The organism is Bradyrhizobium sp. CCBAU 11361 (assembly GCF_028128935.1).
Taxonomy (GTDB): Bacteria; Pseudomonadota; Alphaproteobacteria; order Rhizobiales; family Xanthobacteraceae; genus Bradyrhizobium; species Bradyrhizobium niftali.
The window spans coordinates 37,724-57,907 of sequence record NZ_LBJZ01000165.1 but is presented as its reverse complement, the minus strand read 5'-3'; the positions used below and the strand labels follow the sequence as shown (position 1 = coordinate 57,907).

Genomic DNA, 20,184 nt, shown 5'->3' with positions numbered 1-20,184 from the left:
GGAGGTGATGGCGGCCGCGGTCGAGAAGCCCGGCGCGAAGATGAACTTGTGGATCTGGGCTTCGCTCATCTTCTCGAGCTCGGCCTCGGTGACGAGACCCGAGGAGATCGCCTTGGCCTTGATCCTCTCGGTGTTGAGGCCGCGGCCGTTGTCGGCGATGCAGATGATGATGTGGCCGCCCTCGTGATAGGCGGAGAGGCGGATGGTGCCCTGCTCGCCCTTGCCGGCCGCGAGCCGCTCGGCGGGGGTCTCCAGGCCATGGTCGGCGGAGTTGCGCACCATGTGGGTGAGCGGGTCCTTGATCAGGTCGAGCACCTGGCGGTCGAGCTCGGTGTCGGCGCCGTGCATCTCCAGCTCGATCTGCTTGCCGAGTTCGGACGAGAGATCGCGGACGATGCGGGGCAGCTTCTGCCAGGCATTGCCGATCGGCTGCATGCGCGTCTTCATGACGCCTTCCTGCAGCTCGGCGGTGACGTTGGACAGGCGCTGCAACGGCACCTTGAACTCGGTGTCCTCGTTGCGGCGGGAGATCTCCAGCAGCTGGTTGCGGGTCAGCACCAGCTCGGAGACCATGGTCATCAGATGCTCCAGCGTATCCACGTTGACGCGGATCGACTGGTTGGCGATGCGGTCGCCCTCGGAGGCGCCCTCGTCGGCCATCGACTTCTTCGGCGCGGCCTTGGCGGCAGGCTTGGCAGCTTCCTTCGTAGCCTCTTTGGCGACAGGCGCCGGGGCTTCAGCGGCCGGCGCCGGTGCGGGTTCACCCCCCCCCCCCCCCCCCCCCCCCCCCCCCCCCCCCCCCCCCCCCCCCCCCCCCCCCCCCCCCCCCCCCCCCCCCCCCCCCCCCCCCCCCCCCCCCCCCCCCCCCCCCCCCCCCCCCCCCCCCCCCCCCCCCCCCCCCCCCCCCCCCCCCCCCCCCCCCCCCCCCCCCCATTGGCGCGGGGACCGGCGCTTCGATCGCGGTCTCGCGGAACGCGCGCTCGAGCTCGTCGAGCGACACTTCGCCGGGCCGCAGCGGGCGCTCCAGGGTCTGGTCGATCAGCGTGCCAGAGGTCATCTCTTTGGCGGGCGCAGCGGCGGCCGGCGCTTCCGGCACCAGCGGCGGCGCTTCAGCAACGGGAGCGGCGGCACCTGCCGCCATCGCGGCCATGCCCTGCTCGACCATCGCTTCCAGCTTGTCGATGAGATCGCGGTCGGTGCCCTCCGGCTCGGCTTCGGTCGCCTCGAGGCCGGCGAGGATTTCCTTGATGCGGTCGATCGAGGACAGGATCACCGTCACCGCCTGCCCCGTCACCGGCATGCCGTCACGGAATTTGCCCATCAGCGTCTCGCCGGCATGCGCCAGCGCTTCCAGACGCGGCAAGCCGAGGAAGCCGCACGTACCCTTGATGGTGTGGACCAGGCGGAAGATGTTATCCAGGATCTTGGCGTTGTTCGGCTCCTGCTCGAACTTCACCAGCTGATTGTCGACGGTGTCCAGGCTCTCGCTGGTCTCCGTCAAGAACTCCCGCAACAGATCATCCATGAGCTACGCCTTACTGAGCTGGGCTTCGGCGCCTGAGCCACGCTTGGCATCGACGGAAGTCCGCGCGTGGATCGTTAGACAACCGCTTTCACGGTCCCGTTAATTTCATCCTCCGTGCTAATACGGATATTGAAGAGAAGTTTGCGGTTCGGCCGCATGCGGCAGCACTTTTCGGCAAAACCGGCACCCAACCGTCACGCAAGGAAGCGTTAGGTAAATGCGCCGATAACGGCGAGACAACACGCGCGAAAAGTTCTGCTCGTGAAGGACGATATTCACGGCCCGCGTGGGATCGAGGCCGATCGCGCGCAATCGGGAGCGCTCTTGCGACCAGCGCATCGCGCCCTGCCGGGATCCGCAAGGCCCACGGTTGTGGTAAACGGATGCTTACCCCGCCGCTACGACGGCCTGCGCCGCGCTAACCCAGGCGCGCGGCCGAGATAATGTCGTCGGAACGGTGCTCCGCGAGGCAATCCTTGATGGCGGCGAGCAACGCGAGCGGCGTGAACGGCTTGCGCAGACAGCGTGCCGCGCCGAGCTCGAGCGCCATCCGGAGGAAATCGGGAGCGGGTGAATTCAGATTTACGAAGGCGTAGCCGGACATCGCGATCAGCGGAATGGCGGGTGCCCGCTCGTGGAAGATCCTGATCGATTCGAAGCCGCGCATGTGCGGCATGAAGATGTCGATGATCATCAGATCGAAATGATCGTGTTCGAGGGCGCGCAGTCCGACCTCGCCTCCTTCGGCAGTCGTCACCCGAAAATGGTTTCGCTGGAGATAGACCTCGATGGCCATGCACACCATCGGGTCGTCGTCGACAACGAGAATATGGCGCAGATTTTCTGTCCCCGTTTGAGCTTCCAGTTTCGGCGATTCAATAATTGAACCGTGGGGCACGCCTTTCTCCTCTGGTTGGGATCGAAGAATTGACGGTCGCAAACATCTTTGGCGGAGACAGGAAAACGGAAACGACGGATGCGAAATCTGCAGCCGTGCGGCGCCATGGTTCGGAGCGATGTCCGGTTGCGGTAACCGCTCGTCCAACAGACGAGGCTGCGCGGACTGACCGGCGTCCGATCGCAGCGCGGATGCAGTGCTGCCGGCTCATGAGGGGCCCCCTGCCGCTTTTTCCTGCGCAGCCTCGCAGGATGCGCGAAGGTTCCCGAGCGAATCAGCGCGCAGTACTCATCTCCGCCGCAAATGCGGCAGCCTGTCTGCCCACTAACGGGTATATGGACAGCAGCACAACCTGTACAATATGCTCTTGTTGCGGCGCGGCAAGATGGGCGCGGCGTCGATCGTAGATTGAACGCGTCGGAATTGATCCTGCATGACCGCGAACGGCTCCCCGCCCAATCAATTGCTGCGAATGCTCGATGCTGCGGATTTCGACCTGCTGCGCCCCCATCTCGCGACCGTCCAAATGGTCAGGGAATCTGTCTTGGGCGAGGCGGGCGCTGCACCGAGATACGTCTACTTCCCGCACGGCGGGTCCGTTTCGATCACGCTGGGCTTGTCCGAAGGACAAATGATCGAGATCGCAATGCTGGGGCGCGACAGCGTCGTGGGCGGCGGCGCGGCGCTTACCGACGGCATCGCGCTGGCGGACGCGGTCGTGCTCTTCCCGGGCACGGCGTCCATGCTTGAAATCGCGGCTTTCCGGACGGTCGCCGCCGCGAGCGTGCCGTTTCGAAGTCTGATGGTGCGTCATGAGCAGGTCCTGCTCGCACATGCGCAACAATCGGTGCTCTGCAATACGCTGCAGCCGGTCGAGGCCAGGCTGGCGCGCTGGCTCTTGCGGGCCCACGACCTCTCCGACGGCGCGATCCTGCCGCTGACACAGGAGGCGTTGGCACAGATGATGGGCGTGCGGCGCACGCCATTTCTCTCGTCGCGCATGCGCTGCAGCGGGCTGGCATCATTCGCTACACCCGCGGGCAGATCGAAATCCTCGACCCGCGCGCGCTGGAGACGACGTCCTGCGAACTGCTATGCGGCGGTCAAGGCCTTCCATTCACGCCTGCTCGGAGCGCCGCGGTGACGAGAGCTCGACGCGACCGATCGGATGCCGTGGTGCACACAGCCTCGCCGGGCTGACGCCGCACCCGGACATCTTGTCTCAATTGCCTATATATCCCGACGGGAACATGATGGAGCCTGCCCGTGCCGGGATCGGCAAATTCGCTCTCGCAAGTCCCTGCCTGACGAGACGGGAGGCAGCTTTGGAAACGATGGTGCGTCCATCCAACGGTTTCCTGTCCGCGCTGTCGGCGGACGATTACGAGTTGATCCGCCCGCACCTGCGCACGGTCGATCTGCCGCACGAGGCCGTTCTAGTCGAGGCCGGCGAGACGCTCAAGCGCGCGTTCTTTCCCCACCGCGGCGTCATCTCGCTGGTGGTGAAGCTCGCCAAGGGCGAGCACGTGCAGGTCGCGATGATCGGCCGCGACAGCCTGCTCGGCACGCTCTCGACCATGGGCGATGCACGCGCGCTGAACACGGCGATCGTGCTGATTCCCGGCGTCGCATCGATGATGGATCTCGACCGGCTGCGCATCGCGGCCGACCAGAGTGGCACCCTGCGGACGTTGCTCACGCGCCACGGGCTGGCGGTTTACGTGCAGGTCCAGCAGACCGCGGGCTGCAACGCCGCCCACCCGGTGGAATCGCGGCTGTCGCGCTGCCTGTTGCACACCCATGATCTGTCGGGCGACTATCGGCTGCTGCTGACCCAGGAGGCCATGGCGCAGATGATCGGGGCGCGCCGCAACAGCGTGTCGCTGGTCGCCAATACCTTGCAGCAGGCCAATTTCATCCACTACAGCCGCGGGCACATCCAGATCCTGAACCTGGACGGCCTGCGCCAGACCGCCTGCGAATGCTACGCCACCGTGAAGGCCCAGTACGACCGCCTGCTCGGCCGGCGCTGACCGGCGCCGTCGCGTGGTAAACCTGCGGCTAATGCCGGCCTGCAAACACCCGCCGTCCTGCTACCGGAACTGAAATTCAAATGCCGTAGACTCGGACCGAGCCTCGCGCCGAATGCGCTGCGCGACAAACGAACCGTGACCAAGGCAGGCAAAGCCATGCTTGAAATGACCGTTGCGCCTGCGCAGGCAGCGCTCGATGCCGAGCCCGCGCGCGAGCCGGGCGCGTACGCGGCGCTGGTGCGCGAGATCGGCGAGGACGGCGCCGGCGAAGTGCGCGCCGTGTTCTGGAGCGAGACCTGCGCGCGCCTGCAACTGTTCCGCACGCTCTCGCTCGCGCAGCACACCGCCAAAATTGCGCGTGAAGCGCATTCGCTGAAGAGCGCGGCCGGGACGTTCGGCTATCTCAGGCTCGCGGCGCTGGCGCTGCGGCTGGAGAAGACCGCGGAGACGCTCGACGAGGCCGAATTCAGTGATCTCCTGGAGCGCATGGATGCCGCCTACGCCGCCGCGCGCGCGCAGGATCCGCAGGCATAACGAGACCTATGCAACCCCGCCGTACTTCTACGGTTTGGGATTTTCACAGATGGCTAATCATAGCTGGTGATAGTCGCGGGAAACCAGGAGGGTTTCCATGTTCACCTACGAGACTGTGGACCAGAAGGAGGTCCGTCGCTTTCGCATCGCACAGTTCAACGGCCGGATGGCGACGGTGAAGGCCGGCGAGTCGACGGTGACTGGCTTCGTGCGCTCGGTGCTGGAGCAGGAATCGAGCATGCCTCCCCGCTGGACCATCACGATCATTCCGAACGCGCCGAAGGAAGAGATCAAGCCGCTGCGCCCCGTCTCGCGCGCGCGCCCCTTCTCCGAGGACTATTTCTGAACGCGATCGGCCGCCCCGGCGCCGCGCCGCCACGGGCAGCGCAAGACAACAACCTCAATCGATCGAATGCAGCAGCGCCGCGCGGACGAGGTCCGCGGTGTTGCGCGCACCGAGCTTGCGCATCGCCTCGGCGCGATGGCTCTCGAACGTGCGCGGACTGATCTGCATCCGAAGCGCACCCTGCTTGTTCGAATAGCCCTCGCTGATCAGCCGGAGCACCTCGCGTTCGCGCTTGGTCAGCCGCTTCTGGCCCGACAGGCCCAGGAGTTCGGCGCTCGGCAAGCGCTGCGGCTGCGGCACGCGGGCGGCCTTCGATTCGGCGTCCTCGATCCGGGGCGGGACCGGCGAGTCGCCCTTGTGGGGACCGGCAAGCTGCTTGACCAAGCCGCAAACGCGCTCGGTCTGCGTCAGCGCATTCTCCACCACCCGCTGCAAATAGGCACGGTCGCCCGTAACCGGCGCGAGCTGATCGCTGTGATGCTTGATCTCGCCCATATAGAGCAGGAGCGCAGTCAGGGGGCCATTGAGCTCGCGGGCGATGGCGGCGGCCATTTCGTCGGCGGCCTTGGCGCGGGCGGCGTTCAAGCGGACGAAATCGAGCTCTTCAGCCGAAGCAGTGCTGCTTTCGTACCATTCCGACGGCCGCGAATCGGTCGCCGTATCGTTCTGTGACCCCATGTGACCTGTTTAGCGGAACCCGGGCCGATCTGTGGTTAACTTTTTGCTCCGTAAGATTACGGTGATTTTGGCAGTTTTGCGCTAAAACGCCGGCATCGGCACAATTTATGCTTGCGCGAAGCTGACCTTGACCATGCAAGGGTTGAGGATTTCGCCCATATCCTGGGCAGATAGGCCGAAGCCTCCTTAACCGACGTCTCGCAGACGGTCGTCCGCCGCCCCCGGATTTTACGGATAAATTAACGGCGACTTGCTTCTCTAGATCCGATTGAGAGCGCGCAAATGCCTCCATGCATTGAGCCCGTGGGCTTGCTGGAATCGTTGCGGAAGATTGCGTGCCATGAACGAGATCGACCGGCTGTCGGAGTTCTTGCAGAGGCTGACGCCGCTGTCGCGCAGCTGTCTGCTCAGCGAGCTCGAGCGGCTCGAGCTGTGCGGCATCGACATGCCGGGCTCGGCCGACGTCCAGGCCCGCCTGCGCGCCGAGTTTCGCAAGGACGGATCAACCCAGGCGCGCGCCACCAGTCCCTCGCGTTATTTCTTCGCGCCACTCGAGCTGCTGCTGATCGACGGCGCACCCGAGCATGCCAATATGGGGCGAATTTCGCGCAACACCCTCACCCCGATCTGGGAGTGGATCTGCCGCGACCTGCTGCCGACCATGGCGCGCGACTACATCAAGGCGATCAACGACCAGGTCACCGCCAACAACCCCAAGGAAGTGCTGAAGATCGCGTCGATCTTCCAGACCAAGGTCGTCAAGGTCCTCGAGAACACCCTCGCCTCGACGGAGAGCACCGAGTTCGCCCGCGGCAAGCTCGCGCAATACACGGCTTCGCGCAGCGCCTTCGACGACGTCAAGAAGATGCAGCAGGTGCTGCGCGCCGGCGCAGCGCTGCCGAAGTTCAACGAAAAGCTGCCCGAGAAGATCGCCAAATTCGACGACGGCCAGGTCGCCCAGATCACCGCGCGGCTCGATGCCTTCAAGAAGGCCTATCCCGAGGCGCTGCCCTTCGCGCTGGCACTGGTGGCGCGGCGGCTGAAGACGTCCTGGCAATTGGTGCACCTCGCCACCAGGGCCGCCGCGAGCAAGAGCGCGGCCGACGTCGCCGCCACGCCCTATGCCTGCGTCGTTGCCATGGTGCTCGACCGGCTCGACGACAAGCGCCTCGCTCTCAGGATCGCGCTCCGGCACAACCGGGTGCTGATCTCCCGCGACCTGCTCGCCGAAATCTACGACACCGAATATGCACTCAAGGTCCGCATCGACGGCATCGAACATTGCGAATGGGGCGTCCGCCTCCAGCAATTGATGGACGCGATCGCGGCGCTGGTAGCTGCCGAGGTGAGCCGCTTCCCGGCCAATGTCGGACACATTCTTGGCTCACGCCGGCTACGCAGCCACGACACGCTCGGCGGCAAGCTGTCCTACCTGGCTTGGAAGGGACGCGACGCCGTGCAGGACGGCGCGGCAGCGTTTCGCAAATTGATCGGACAGACCTGACATAAGGCAGCGCAATCAATGCGCGCGCGGCAGGCACAGGAAGCGATCGAGAAATCGCCCTGACAGCACGAACCTGAACCACCAATACAATATGCGCCGCGTCGTCATTGCTGCGATCCTCGACAGCCCACCACCGGCTGCCTCAAGCAATAGCGCAGGTGCAGCAAGCCGCATGTGATCTGCTTCACACTTTCGCCGTCGCGGCCGCGCGCATTGTCGCAGAACCGTCACGAGCGGAGGCGGAACATGCGCGCATCGCGCGAAAATGAGTTCTTCGGCCGCAGCTGTCGCTCCTATTCTCCGATGCACTGCATGAGCATTGGGAAGGACTCCGCGATGAGATCGAACCGACGGATCTTGACGAAGGCGGCTCTGCTTGCGGGCGCACTGGCGCTTACATCGACGACGATGGCGCAGACCTCGCCGCCGCAAGGCAATGCCGCGCCGACCGCCGACAACGCGGTGCTGCTCACCGTCTTCTTCAAGCACGACCAGTCCCGCCCGCTCAACGAGCTGAATGCGCAGCTCGACAAGCAGGGATTCCACAAGGCGTTTCCGCCGCCCGGAATCGAGGTCGTGAGCTGGTACGTGATGATGGGCATCGGCCAGGTGATCACGCTGCGGCTGCCGGCCTCGCGACTGCGCGAAGTCAATCGCGTCATCGAGGATACCGCGTGGGGCGCGTACCGCACCGAGTTCTATCCGACCTATGACTACAAGGCGGTCGGCATGGCTCAGCACGACAAGGCCACAAACAATTGAAGGCCATCGTTATTCAATTGGGCGAAGCGCGAACGGCGTCGTCCAATTGCAGGACACCGGCCTTGCTCTCGCACCGGCCGCAGCTTTCAAAAAATCTCTCGCGATGACCGTGTCATGCGTCCGTCACACGCGGTCAGACGTAAAGACTTCTCAAACGAGATCCGAACAATTTTAGGAATGATGAGGGCTTTAACGTTACCCAGATAATCCGACAATCGACTGAAGCCTTCCATATTTGAAACTGCTCCCATCGCTAACACCGTCGCCGAACGGGAGTGGCTTGAGATGAACGATCAAATTGTAGAACTCGCCGGACGAAGGCCCAAAACCTTCGGGCGGCGAAAGGTAACGCCGCGCGCTTGCGTCGCCGACGGCAAGCGCCATCTGCGTGCTTTCCTCGCCGAGGTGCTGGAGGATCTCGGCTTCGTCACGACCGAATGCGCCAGCGCGGAGGAGCTGAAAACCGTGCTGACGAGCGAATTACCGGACCTGATCCTGCTCGGAATCGCCGCCGACGGCATCGAGCCCGGGACATTTCTGGAGACGCTGGTGCGCGAGGCCTTCGACGGCAAGGTTCTCGCCGTCGGCGCCCGCGAGTCGATCATCGTCAGGGCCGTGCAGCAGGTCGGCGAGGAATATGGCCTTGCCATGCTGCCGCCGCTGACCACGCCCTTTGCCGCCGAGACGCTGCGCGAGCGCGTCGCGATGCTGCTGCCGGAGGAGCCGGCGCCGAGCCCGGCCGTGCATGTCGGCGAGGCCCTGCATGCCGGCTGGCTCGAGCTGTGGTACCAGCCCAAGATCGACGCGAGGACGCTGATCCGCAACGGCGCCGAGGCGCTGGTGCGGATGCGCCACCCGACCTGGGGCGTGGTGCCGCCCGCCTATTTCATTCCCGAGGCGCACGATCCGCATCTGCGCGACCTCTCGGAATTCGTGATCGAGCGCGCCGTGCAGGACTGGCACTATCTGCTGGAGCACCAAAGCCCGGTCGATCTCTCGATCAACCTGCCCGCCTCGTATTTGAAGGAGCCGCAGGCCGTGCGCGATCTCTGCCGTCGCATGCCGACGCATCCGGCCTTCGGCGGACTGACGATCGAGATCGACAGCGAGGAGGCGATCCGCGACCTCGATGTCCTCGGCGAGGTGGCGCGCGAAGTGGGCCTGCACAATATCGGCCTGTCGATCGACAATCTCGGCGCCAACTGGCCGTCGCTGATGGACCTGGGCAAGCTCCCCTTCATCAAGCTGAAGGCCGACCGGCACTTCGTCACCGGCAGCGGCAATGACCGCCTCAAGCGCACGGTGTGCCGCCACATCGTCGAGCTTGCGCAGGGCTACGGCGCGTGTGCGATCGCCGAAGGCGTCGAGAGCCGCGCCGACCTCGTCGCCGCGAACGAGCTCGGCTTCGACTTCGTGCAGGGTTTTCTGTTCGGCAAGCCGATGCCGCTGAAGAAATTCGCGAGGAGCACGCTGACGCGGACGGTGATGGAGTGAGCGCGTTCGCGGCGATCGAGTTCGCGCCAGTGCATGATCGATTGCTTCGAAGCTTTTCCGGCGCACCACGTGCGGGTGTCGTGATCCCGCACGCGTTCGCCGTCATGCAAGGCAATCCGCAGACCTAGGCTGTTGCCGCGCGAACATCCGTCGGCTGCCGCACGGCATCCGGCTCGGCACGCGAGCCGTGCTGCTCGGCCCGCTCGACATGGAGCGCGAAGCCGCTTGCCGCGGAATACTCGAGCCCCGCGCGAAGCTGCATGCCCGGAATCAGGTAGTCGCCGCCATTCTGGCGCCGATAGGGAATGGGCGGGGTCGTCGCAAGCGTTCGCATCCTCTCGCGCAGACTTTCGGCAACCGCCTGGTAAGCGGCTCCGTCGAGCTTGTCGGATTTGTAGACCACGAACGGCGGAAGAACCTCATATCCCGGATAATAGAGAATGCCGTGATTGATCGGGAACAGCAGGTCGTCGATCGGCCCGTTGATCCCTCGTGCCGAATAATGCTCATGCCAGCCGCCCGCCGTCACGATCAGCATCGCGCGTTTGCCTGCCAACGTCCCCTCTCCGTAACGGTCGCCCCACCGCTTGTCGCTGTGCTCGCCGACACCGTACGCGAAGCCGTAGGCGAACACGCGGTCGACCCAGCCCTTGAGGATTGCCGGCATGCTGAACCACCACAGTGGAAATTGCAGGATCAGCACATCCGCCCACAGCAGCTTCTCGATCTCGTCTTTGACGTCGGCGGTCAGCGTGCCGGCCTCGAACGCCTGCTTGGATGCGGCGGCTGGCGCAAGTCGTCTGTCCGCCGGCAGCGAGGGGAAGTCCGCGCGATCGACATCCGATTTCCAGCGCTGGGCATAAAGATCCGACACCCGCACCTCATGGCCCTGCGCCTCGAGGGACCTGACGGCAACATCGCGCAGCCCGCCATTGAGCGAGCCCGGCTCGGGATGGGCGAAGACGATCAACACTTTCATGATCAGCACCAATGATTGATGATTTCGCACACCAACTAGCCCCGCCGGCCGCGATCCGCTAGATATTGGCAATGGATAGGATTATGCCGAAAAATGGATAGACCGGAGGTTTCGCTCGATCGCATGCGCAGCTTCGTGCGGGTCGCCGAGCGGGGAAACCTGTCCGCGGTGGCACGCGAGCTCGGTCTCGGTCAGTCGACCGTCACGCGGCACATTCGGGAGCTCGAGCAAGCGGTCGGCGTGCCGCTGCTCACGCGAACGACGCGCAGGGTGACCATGACCGACGAGGGGCGCCGTTATTACGCCGATTGCGTGCAGATCCTGCGCCTTGTCGAGCACGCCGGCGAAGAGGCACGCAGCACGCGCGGCGCCCCTGCCGGGACGGTGCGCGCCTCCTGCACGGCGGCCTTCGGCGTTCTCCACGTCAGCCGTTTTGTCTTCGCCTTCCAGGACCGCTATCCGGACGTGTCAGTGGATCTCAGCCTGACGGACGAACGGATCGACCTCGTGCGCGAAGGTGTCGACGTCGCGATCCGACTGGGCCCGCTCACCGACAGCTCGATGAAGCTCAAGCCTCTTGGCCGGTCGCGCCGGGTGCTTGCGGCCTCGCCCGACTATCTGGCTATGCGCGGCAGGCCCGCGCGCCCGCACGATCTCGCCAAACACGAGACCGTGGGGATGTCCAACATCGCCGGCAGCGATATGCTGGTGCTGCACGGACGCCGCGGCGGCCGCCATGCGGTACCTTTGTCCGGGCGATTGCGTGTCGATCACGGGCTTGCCGCACGAGAGGCGCTCGCTGCCGGTCGCGGCATTGCGCCGGCCCATCTCTGGCTGGTCGGGGACCTTCTTACGGCCGGCAGACTCGAACGCGTGCTTCCGGACTATTCGCCGCCTCCCGTTCCACTGAACATGCTGATCGTGCCGGAGCGGTCCGGCATCGCGCGGGTGCGGCTGCTGGTCGACTTCCTCGCCGAGCAGATCGCGCGACTGCCCGGGATCGAAAAGACGCCGCCCGGCGGCAAGCCGACCTAGTGGGGTGTCGTCATGCAAACCAGCGCGCGAAGAAGACGCAGGCGACCACGAGCGCGGTCGCGGCAATCATGCCCCATGCGACCGGCTCATGCAGCAGCAAGCCGGCGAGCGCGAGACCGAAGAACGGCTGGAGCTGCTGCAATTGGCCAACCCGCGCGATGCCGCCGATCGCAAGGCCGCGGTACCAGAAGATGAAGCCGACGAACATGCTGAAGATCGAGACATAAGCGAGCCCGATCCAGGCCGGCGCAGTGATGCCGCTCCATGTCGACGGCCAGGTCAGGATCGCGACCGGCACCATCAGCGGCACCGCAAGCAGCAGCGCCCAGGAGATCACCTGCCAGCCGCCGAGGCGGCGCGACAACGCGGCGCCTTCGGCATAGCCGAGTCCGCACAGGACGATCGCGGCGACCATCAGCAGATCGCCGGTGATCGATGCCGAGCCGCCGTTGGAGAGGGCAAAGCCGGCCACCGTGGTGCTGCCGAGGACCGCGAACAGCCAGAACAGGGGTTGCGGCCGCTCGCCGCCGCGCAGCACGGCGAAGATCGCGGTCGACAGCGGCAAGAGGCCGATGAAGACGATCGAATGCGCGGAGGTGATGTGCTGGAGCGCAAGCGCCGTCAGCAGGGGGAAGCCGACCACCACGCCGATCGAGACAATGGCAAGCGAGGCGAGATCGTTTCGTTGCGGCCGCGCCTGACGCAGCAGGCCGAGCACGGCCGCACCGATCAGCGCGGCGATGACCGCGCGCGCCGACGTCAGGAACAGCGCGGAGAAGCCGCCGACCGCCACGCGCGTCGCCGGCAGCGAGCCGCTGAAGATGATGACGCCGAGAAGCCCGTTGCCCCAGCCGCTGCCCACAGACTGCATGTCCGCCTCGCTTCTTGAGCGGCGATACTCGGCCTTCCCCGGTAGCAGGGACAGCCACAATCCAGTACAATCCAGCCAAACTGTATGGATATGGAAGGCAGTACACCTTGGACAGCGGAACGCTAACGAAGGGCCGGGGCGGCACCCGGACCGTTGACGTGATGAGCGCGATCCGCGCCAAGGTCGCGGGCCGCGCGCTCGGAGCCGGCGACCGCCTGCCGTCGATCCGCAGCCTTGCCGCAACGATGGGTGTTTCGCCCTCCACCGTCGTCGAGGCCTATGATCGTCTCGCCGCCGAAGGCTTGATCCGCCCCCGCCGTGGCTCGGGTTTCTACGTCTCGCCGACCGTGACGCCGCCGCTTGCGCTGACCGAGGCCGAGCCACGCCGCGACCGTGCCGTCGACCCGTTCTGGGTCTCGCGGCAATCGCTCGATGCCGACGAAAGCGTGCTCAAACCCGGCTGCGGCTGGCTGCCGCCGGAGTGGATGCCGGAAGAGGCCTTGCGCCGCGCCGCGCGCACGCTGGCCCGCACCGATGCGAGCGTATTGACCAATTACGGTTCGACCTCCGGCTCGCTCGCACTGCGCCGGCTGCTGCTGACGCGCCTTGCGGAAGACGCGATCGAGGCGTCGGTCGACCAGCTGATGCTGACGGGCTCGGGCACGCAAGCGACCGACCTCGTCTGCCGTTTCCTGCTTCGCCCCGGCGACACGGTGCTGGTCGACGATCCCTGCTACTTCAACTTTCGCGCATTGTTGCGCGCGCATCAGGCCAGGATCGTGGGCGTGCCCTACGCGCCGTCGGGTCCGGATATCGCGCGCTTCGAGCAGATCCTCGTCAGCGAGCGGCCACGGCTCTACATCACCAATTCAGCGCTGCACAATCCGACCGGCGCGACGCTATCGCTCCAGACTGCGCACCGGCTGTTGACCGCGGCCGCGGCGCACGACCTCACCATCATCGAGGACGACATTTTTGGCGACTTCGAGCCGGAACGCTCGCCGCGCCTGGCCGCACTCGACGGTCTCAATCGCGTGATCCGCATCGGCAGCTTCTCCAAGACGCTGTCGGCCTCGGTGCGCTGCGGCTACATCGCCGGGCGAGCCGACTGGATCGAGCATCTCGTCGATCTCCAGGTCGCAACCAGTTTTGGCGGCCCGAGCCCGGTCGCGACCGACATCATCGCCGGGGTCTTGGCCGGCGGCAGCTATCGCAAGCACATGGACGAGCTCCGGCAGCGGCTCACACGCGCCCGGCGTGAGGTGGCACGCAAGCTCCAGGCGCTGGGCATCGAGCCGTGGCTTGTGCCGCGCGGCGGCTTCTTTCTCTGGTGCCATCTCGCGGGCGGACAGTATGCAACGGCGGTGGCGCGCGCGGCGCTCGAGGAGAACGTCGTGCTCGCACCGGGCAACGTGTTCAGCGTGTCACAGACGGCGCCGGACTTCATGCGATTCAACGTGGCGCAGATGAGCGATCCCCGGATGTGGGACGTGCTGCGGCGGGCGCTGAAGGCAAAACAGATCGACCGCTAGTACAACGGCTCCTCGTACACCGGCTCGCCGTCGAGCAGCAGCCGCTTGATGGCGGCGCGGCCCGAAGGCAGCACCGCGGCGACGACCCGCAGCTTCTGCTGGTTGCGGGCCTGCTCGAGCTTCTTGCCCTCGCCTTCGGGCACGAAATAGCTTTCGAGACCGTATTTGATGGTCAGCTTCTCGCAGAAGATGGGGCTTGGCGAACCGCAGGAATAGCTGACGCGGCCGCGGATCAGGATTTCCGGAGCCGTGACAGGAACAGGCTCGGCGGACACCGAGACCGCCTCGTAAAGCCCGTTGGCATTGGGCGCCAGCTTGACGAACACGACGGAATTGCGCTCGGCGGACGGCTTGCCGGCGAGCGCGCCCGCCGGCAGCTGCGAGATGTCGTAGCGCAGCACGACATAGTCGCCGCGCAGGAGATCGCGAGGATCGACCGGCTGCGTCTGCAAGGTCACCTCACGGCCGTCGCGCAGGATCTGCATGCGATCGGCGACCATCAGGACCAGCAGCGCGCATTGAAGCAGGATGGCGACGCCGAACAGCACGGCTTTCGGGATGCGCTGCCAGAGTTTTGTAGCGGATACGACCATCTCCATCATCGCTCGGTCCTCGGCAGCGCGCGATTGAGTGCGGTTGCAAATGCGACGGCCGCGATTCCGGCCGCCGCAAGGAAGGCCGAGCGACGCAGCAGCGAGCCCTTCACCGCCCAGGTGATGCCGGCGATGACGCCGGCGATCCCGAGCCAGCCGGCAACGATCCGCGGACGCACCTCGTCGAGCATGCCTGACACGACGAGGCACAGCATGGCGCAGAGCAGCGCGGCATAAGCGAACCAGGGCTCGCCGGCCGTGGATGCCGGCCAGAGTGGCGCCGCGAGCAGGACGAGCCCGATTGAACATCCCGCCAGAACCTCACCTGCGCGCCTGGTGACTGCGGCCGACGCGAGGGCAAGGATCACGCCGGCACCCCCGCACAGAATTGCCCAAAGCGGTTGATCCGCACCAGAACCGGTCCGGAAGCGGATGATGTCGTCGACCGTCGTCACCTCCATGAAAGCGGCGGCGGCCAGCGAAAACGCCCCGTAGATCGAGAGGACAGTCCCAAGCCGCAGCGCCCTTGGGGAGGGTGCGGCCGCGATCGCGAGCCCGGCCCCGAACAGCAGGGCCGCACCGTTCGCGAGCACGAATGACGGCTGGGCTCCATCGAACTCGAAGCGAAACGAGGTCGCGATCCACCACGGAAGCAGCGCGAGCGCGACGAGGTGGGCAGCGACGCGGGAATTCCACGCAAACGCAAGAGCGGCGGCGAGGAGCCAGACCGGCACGAACGGAAGATGCAGCGCGTCCGGTGCATCATAAATCCGCATGCAGGTCCAGATGGAGGCGGCCACGAGGGCGACCGCAAGCGCGCCGCGCGACTCCGTCAACAGCGCCGCGGCGAGCGCGCCGATCGACCACAGCAGCATGCCGCCGGCGAAGTCGTCGCCGAGATGATACATCTGCCCGACCAGCGCGATGCCCGCGCCGAAGATGATCGCCCCGATGCTCGCGCAGAGATCGGCGAGGACGGTGCGGCCCGTGCTGGCGAACCACGCCCCGAGCCCGCCCGCGACGACCATGCCGGCAATCAGGATCGCGAACCGCACCAGCCGTGCGATCTCCGTCCAGTGCGCCGCGACGAAGGCGAGGAATGCGGCCGCGATCAACAGCCCGCCGACGATGCCGACGACCACGGCGATGTTGATGCCGGGCGAGAGCGGCGGCAGCGCATTGCGGATCGAGACGGCGGCCGCCGGCGCGATCACGCCGTCGGCTTCCCATTGCGCAAGATCAGCTTCGAGGCGCTGCCGGTAGGTTCTGTCGAACATCGTCGTGGATCACCTCGCTCCCGCCTGATGGCGGGATGCTGTTGGTCGGGCCGCAAGGGTAGCAGGTTCAACCTGGCTCTGCTCCGGTTGCGGGACACCGGGTTGTCTATTGCTGCGCAGTCAGACGACAAGGCTCCGTTCGCGGACCGCCTGCGCACCCGCAAGAGGCGATCCATCTATCTTTTCATATTCTGCAAAAGAGATGCTCAGACTGCGCCAATGGTTGGAGAAGACTCAAAGCTGTAACTTTCGGTCAACATGGCCGTAAACGGCCACACTGCAGCGAGGGAGGACTTCATCCATGGGATTTGGCGCGCGCAGCGGCCTGAGCGGTCGCCCGGTCGGGACGGTGAGGAGAGCGCTCCTGTGTCTTGTCGCCGCGACGACGCTGGCGCTCCAGGGCGCCGCGGGGGCCCAGACGGCCGCGGAATCCTGGCCGAACCGCGCGATCACCTGGGTCGTGCCGTTCGGGGCCGGCGGCGTCACCGACCTCGTCTCGCGCAAGATGGCGGAGTTGCTGCGGACGCGGCTTGGGCAGCCGGTGGTGGTGGAGAACCGACCCGGCGCTGGCGGGACCATCGGGACAGAGTTCGTTGCCCGGGCCCAGCCCGACGGCTACACCGTGCTCTACGCCTCCGGCGGGCCTATGACGATCCAGCCGAACCTGGGGCTGGCGAAGCTCAACTACGACCCGCTCAAGAGCTACATCCACGTCCGCGGCGTGAGCTCGGCAAACCAGATCCTCGTCGCGACCGCGGCAGCGCCCTACAGCACGCTGGCTGAGTTCGTCGCCTACGCGAAGGCCAACCCGGGCAAGGTCAACTTCGGCTCACCCGGCCCCGGCACCGCCCAGCACCTCGCCGGCGAGATGTTCCAGGCGGCCGCCGGCATCAAGCTGACCCATGTGCCCTACAAGTCGGGCTCGAGCCAGATGACCGACATGATGTCGGGCATCCTGGACGTCTCCTTCGACTACCTCACCGTGCTCAGGCCGCTGATCGACACCGGCAAGGTCAAGGTGCTCGGCACCACCGGCACGGCGCGGCTGGCCGCGTTGCCCGACGCGCCGACGGTGCTCGAGGCCGGCTACCCGGACGCCGTCAGTGTCGGTTCGACCTGGGTCTCGGTCCCGGCCGGGACCGACCCGAGAATCGTGGGCAAGCTCTCTGAGGCGCTGGCCGCGGTGCTCGCCGACCCCGGCATCGTCGCGGACCTCGCCACCAACGGCCAGGTGTCGATTGCCGACAAGGGGCGGGCCGAGATGGGACCGTTCATCGTCGAGGAGACCGCACGCTACAAGCGGGTGATCGAGAGCGCGGGCATCGCCGCGCATTAGCTCAGGCGCACGGTTGTGGGCATCGCACACTCGAGGGAGCGGCCGTCGGCGTGGCGCCGACCGATCGCGATGCCAGTTCTAGTTCGCCTTGATGCCGGCTTCGCTGATGAGCTTGCCCCATTTCGCGCTTTCGCTCTGAATGAAGCGGCCGAACTGCTCCGGCGACATCGGTGCGGGCTCTACGCCGAGGGTCCTGATCTTCTCGGCCACGGACGGGTCCTTCAGGGCTTTCGTGAAAGCCTCGTTCAGCCTGGCGACGATGTCAGCGGGCGTGCCGGCCGGCGCAACCAGCCCGAACCAGCCGACGGATTCGAAACCCGCAATGCCGCTCTCGGCCAGCGTCGGCACTTCCGGCAGGGATGAAAGGCGGCGCGCCGAGGAGACGCCGATCGCGTTGAGCTTGCCTTCGAGGATCAGTTGCTTTGATGCGGGAATATCCAGCACCGCGAAGGGGACATGTCCGGCAAGAACGTCGACCGTGGCGGGCGCGGTCCCGCGATACGGGACCAGCTCCATGGCGATCCCGGTCCTCTGCGTGAACAGCGCCGCCGTCAGATGCATGGCCGTCGAATTGCCGCCATGTCCGATCGACAGCGCACCCGGCTTTGCCTTGGCGAGCGCGACCGTCTCCGCCGTCGTGTGCGCGGGTATGTTCGCGGAGGCGACGAGCACAAAGGGAATTTCCGCAAGCAGTGTGATCGGCGCGAGATCCTTCAGCTCGAACGGCATCGACGAATTGAGATGCGGGTTCACCGTCAGGCTGCCTGCCGGCGCGACGCCGAGCGTGTAGCCGTCCGGCCTTGCCTGCGCGACCGCGGCCATGCCGATGTTGCCTCCAGCGCCTGCGCGGTTCTCGATCACCAGGCTCTGCTTGAGCTCGGCGGTGACCAACGGCTCGAGCGCACGGATCACGGTATCGGCGCTGCCGCCGGGCGGGAAGGTTACGATGATCTTGATCAATTGCTCCGGATAGGCGGCTTCGCCCGCCTCAAGCGGCAGCACGGCGAAACTTGCGGCCGTCAGCACGGCCAGAATGCGGCGCCTTGCAACGTGAAACACGTTCCCCTCCTCGTTACGTTCTTGTTTGTGAACCACGACCGGGCGGTCTGCGCCGCCGGGCCGTCCGCTTCAAGCCGCCTTACGCCGCAGCGCCGGTGATGCGCGCCAGCAAGCCTTGTGGGTCCGCCGGCGCGACCTGCCCGCGCCAGGCGATGTGCTGGTCGGGCCGCGCCAGCACCAGCTTCTCGGCATAGGCGCCGTTCGCCTCGTCAGGCGCGATATCGACCAGCGCGAGCGGGATGCCGCGCTCCCTTGCGGCGGATTGCAGCCGCGCCACGTCGATCGCCGGGTCGAACCGCAACAAGGTGTAGCCGGCTCCGAACGCATCGTAGAGCGATCGTCCGTCGCGCAGGAACAGATGCGGCGCGCGAGCGCCGGGCACGGTGGAGGGCGTGAAGCTGCCCATCGCGTAAGCCGGTGGCGCTTCGCCGTCATAGGCGATGATCGGCGAGGCATCGTAGTAGTAGCCGAAATTGAGACCCGCGCAGCAATATTGCTGCACGTTGAGATCGTAGGCCGCTTTGGCCAGCGCTGCGCGCGCCGCGTGGCCGCGCGGCGTGTCGTCCTCGATCTCCGCCGGCACGCCGCCGCGCTGCGCCATCATCTTCATCGCATGGTCCATCGCAAAGCGCGACACCTGCTCGGTGATGGGCTGACGCTCCGCTTCATAGGCGTCGAGGATCGAAGCCGGCGCCCACCCGTTCAGATGCGCCGCCAATTGCCAACAGAGATCGACGGCGTCTGCGATGCCCGCATTCATGCCGTAGCCGGCATAGGGCATCCACAAATGCGCGGCGTCGCCGCAGATGAAGACCCTGCGGTCGCGGAAACGATCGGCCACCAGCCGGCGCCCGACCCAGTCCTCCTTGCTGAGGACCCGGTATTCGAAGCGCTCGTCGACGCCGAGAATGGCGCGGATCGCCCAATCGCGATCGACCGAATCGAACTCGGGCTCGTCGGGCCTGAGGTGGTTGTGGATCAGCCAGCGGTCGTGACCGTCGATCGCAACCGTGGTGCCCGAGCGTCGCGGGTTGAGCGAGAGCACCATCCAGGCCGGCTTGTGAGCGCCCATCAACTCCTTGAGCTGCGGCGCCTCGATGAAAGTCGACTGCACGCGCTGGATCACCGGCGTGCCGGACAGGCTGGCACCGATCGATTTGCGAACCAGGGAACGGCTGCCGTCGCAGCCGATCACGAAGGACGCTTCGATGCGAAGCGAGCTCCCGCTGTCGAGGTCGCGCGCCAGTGCGACCACATGGCCGTCGCCCTGCTCGATGTCGGTGATTTCCGTGCGCGCCAAAATGGTGATGCGCGCTTGAGCGGCCGCATGGGTGAACAGGATCGGCTCGAGATAGACCTGGTTGATCCGGTGCGGCGGCTCCGGCGTCGGCCACCACGTGTCCGGGCCGCCGGTTGCGCTGTAACGGCTCGCCCGCGAGGGAATGTCGATGCGGCACAGCTCGATGCCGGTCGCCGTGGTCCGGTAGGAGCAATCGTTCGGGAAGTCCGCAGGCAGGCCTGCGTCACGCAGCTTTGCGGCGACGCCGAGCCGGCGGAAGATTTCCATCGAACGCGCCGAGACGTGATTGCATTTGACGCTGGGCGGATCGCCGGCATGGCGGACCTCCGCGACGACGACGTCAATCCCGCGCGAGGCCAGATCCATGGCCGCGGTCAATCCTACGGGTCCGGCGCCCACGACCAGCACCTGTGTCCTCATACTCATCT

General features: G+C 66.0%; 17 protein-coding genes and 3 pseudogenes. 10 read left to right on the top strand and 10 right to left on the bottom strand.

The window, feature by feature from the left end; genetic code table 11:
* From XI08_RS16625 to XI08_RS16615, 3 genes and pseudogenes are all read right to left on the bottom strand, one after another.
* Positions 1–759: pseudogene (locus XI08_RS16625) on the bottom strand (chemotaxis protein CheA); the annotation flags it as partial.
* Positions 760–933: 174 nt separating this feature from the next.
* Positions 934–1,525, bottom strand: a pseudogene (locus XI08_RS16620) (Hpt domain-containing protein); the annotation flags it as partial.
* Positions 1,526–1,943: 418 nt separating this feature from the next.
* On the bottom strand, positions 1,944–2,363 hold the full coding sequence (locus XI08_RS16615) for a response regulator (RefSeq protein ID WP_271575216.1): 420 nt from the start codon (positions 2,361–2,363) through the stop codon (positions 1,944–1,946).
* 493 nt (positions 2,364–2,856) lie between these two features.
* On the opposite strand from XI08_RS16615, the pseudogene XI08_RS16610 reads away from it, so the two are divergent.
* From XI08_RS16610 to XI08_RS16595, 4 genes and pseudogenes are all read left to right on the top strand, one after another.
* Positions 2,857–3,567 (top strand): annotated as a pseudogene (locus XI08_RS16610) (Crp/Fnr family transcriptional regulator).
* A gap of 190 nt (positions 3,568–3,757) precedes the next feature.
* Complete coding sequence (locus XI08_RS16605; RefSeq protein ID WP_198033831.1) at positions 3,758–4,456, top strand: Crp/Fnr family transcriptional regulator; 699 nt, start codon at positions 3,758–3,760, stop codon at positions 4,454–4,456.
* A 156-nt stretch (positions 4,457–4,612) separates the two neighbouring features.
* Complete coding sequence (locus tag XI08_RS16600; protein ID WP_271575214.1) at positions 4,613–4,990, top strand: Hpt domain-containing protein; 378 nt, start codon at positions 4,613–4,615, stop codon at positions 4,988–4,990.
* 97 nt (positions 4,991–5,087) lie between these two features.
* The gene (locus XI08_RS16595) at positions 5,088–5,336 is read left to right on the top strand and encodes a hypothetical protein (protein ID WP_027547585.1); all 249 of its coding nucleotides are present in this window, start codon (positions 5,088–5,090) and stop codon (positions 5,334–5,336) included.
* Between the two features lie 54 nt (positions 5,337–5,390).
* On the opposite strand, the gene XI08_RS16590 is transcribed toward XI08_RS16595, so the two are convergent.
* On the bottom strand, positions 5,391–6,014 hold the full coding sequence (locus XI08_RS16590) for a helix-turn-helix domain-containing protein (protein WP_271575213.1): 624 nt from the start codon (positions 6,012–6,014) through the stop codon (positions 5,391–5,393).
* A gap of 340 nt (positions 6,015–6,354) precedes the next feature.
* Between XI08_RS16590 and XI08_RS16585 the strand changes: the two genes are divergently transcribed.
* The 3 genes from XI08_RS16585 to XI08_RS16575 all read left to right on the top strand — a co-directional run bounded on the left by XI08_RS16585 (position 6,355) and on the right by XI08_RS16575 (position 9,774).
* Entirely contained in the window at positions 6,355–7,518 is a 1,164-nt protein-coding gene (locus tag XI08_RS16585; RefSeq protein WP_271575212.1) for a hypothetical protein, read from the top strand.
* A 336-nt stretch (positions 7,519–7,854) separates the two neighbouring features.
* On the top strand, positions 7,855–8,280 hold the full coding sequence (locus XI08_RS16580) for a hypothetical protein (RefSeq protein WP_027547582.1): 426 nt from the start codon (positions 7,855–7,857) through the stop codon (positions 8,278–8,280).
* Between the two features lie 285 nt (positions 8,281–8,565).
* Positions 8,566–9,774, top strand: coding sequence for an EAL domain-containing response regulator (locus XI08_RS16575; protein ID WP_027547581.1), 1,209 nt, complete (start codon positions 8,566–8,568; stop codon positions 9,772–9,774).
* A 124-nt stretch (positions 9,775–9,898) separates the two neighbouring features.
* Here XI08_RS16575 and XI08_RS16570 read toward each other — a convergent pair whose 3' ends face one another.
* A complete protein-coding gene (locus XI08_RS16570; protein ID WP_271575211.1) occupies positions 9,899–10,753 on the bottom strand; it encodes an NAD(P)H-dependent oxidoreductase in 855 nt (284 codons plus the stop codon).
* Between the two features lie 93 nt (positions 10,754–10,846).
* On the opposite strand from XI08_RS16570, the gene XI08_RS16565 reads away from it, so the two are divergent.
* Complete coding sequence (locus tag XI08_RS16565) at positions 10,847–11,788, top strand: LysR family transcriptional regulator (protein ID WP_271575210.1); 942 nt, start codon at positions 10,847–10,849, stop codon at positions 11,786–11,788.
* 10 nt (positions 11,789–11,798) lie between these two features.
* On the opposite strand, the gene XI08_RS16560 is transcribed toward XI08_RS16565, so the two are convergent.
* Positions 11,799–12,659, bottom strand: coding sequence for a DMT family transporter (locus XI08_RS16560; RefSeq protein WP_271575209.1), 861 nt, complete (start codon positions 12,657–12,659; stop codon positions 11,799–11,801).
* A 161-nt stretch (positions 12,660–12,820) separates the two neighbouring features.
* On the opposite strand from XI08_RS16560, the gene XI08_RS16555 reads away from it, so the two are divergent.
* Positions 12,821–14,191 carry an aminotransferase-like domain-containing protein gene (locus tag XI08_RS16555; RefSeq protein ID WP_271575215.1) on the top strand — a complete coding sequence of 457 codons (1,371 nt, stop codon included), beginning with the start codon at positions 12,821–12,823 and terminating at the stop codon, positions 14,189–14,191.
* On the opposite strand, the gene XI08_RS16550 is transcribed toward XI08_RS16555, so the two are convergent.
* Both XI08_RS16550 and XI08_RS16545 read right to left on the bottom strand, forming a co-directional pair.
* On the bottom strand, positions 14,188–14,793 hold the full coding sequence (locus tag XI08_RS16550; RefSeq protein WP_271575208.1) for a GDYXXLXY domain-containing protein: 606 nt from the start codon (positions 14,791–14,793) through the stop codon (positions 14,188–14,190). The genes XI08_RS16555 and XI08_RS16550 overlap by 4 nt on opposite strands.
* Positions 14,790–16,061, bottom strand: a complete 1,272-nt coding sequence (locus XI08_RS16545; RefSeq protein WP_271575207.1) for a DUF2157 domain-containing protein — start codon at positions 16,059–16,061, stop codon at positions 14,790–14,792. Before XI08_RS16545 ends, XI08_RS16550 begins: the two co-directional genes overlap by 4 nt.
* Before the next feature lie 301 nt (positions 16,062–16,362).
* Between XI08_RS16545 and XI08_RS16540 the strand changes: the two genes are divergently transcribed.
* A complete protein-coding gene (locus XI08_RS16540; RefSeq protein ID WP_271575206.1) occupies positions 16,363–17,397 on the top strand; it encodes a Bug family tripartite tricarboxylate transporter substrate binding protein in 1,035 nt (344 codons plus the stop codon).
* 78 nt (positions 17,398–17,475) lie between these two features.
* On the opposite strand, the gene XI08_RS16535 is transcribed toward XI08_RS16540, so the two are convergent.
* Both XI08_RS16535 and XI08_RS16530 read right to left on the bottom strand, forming a co-directional pair.
* Positions 17,476–18,456 carry a Bug family tripartite tricarboxylate transporter substrate binding protein gene (locus tag XI08_RS16535; protein ID WP_271575205.1) on the bottom strand — a complete coding sequence of 327 codons (981 nt, stop codon included), beginning with the start codon at positions 18,454–18,456 and terminating at the stop codon, positions 17,476–17,478.
* 79 nt (positions 18,457–18,535) lie between these two features.
* Positions 18,536–20,176: an FAD-dependent oxidoreductase gene (locus XI08_RS16530; RefSeq protein ID WP_271575204.1), complete on the bottom strand. Its 1,641-nt coding sequence runs from the start codon at positions 20,174–20,176 to the stop codon at positions 18,536–18,538.
* Positions 20,177–20,184: the final 8 nt, after the last annotated feature.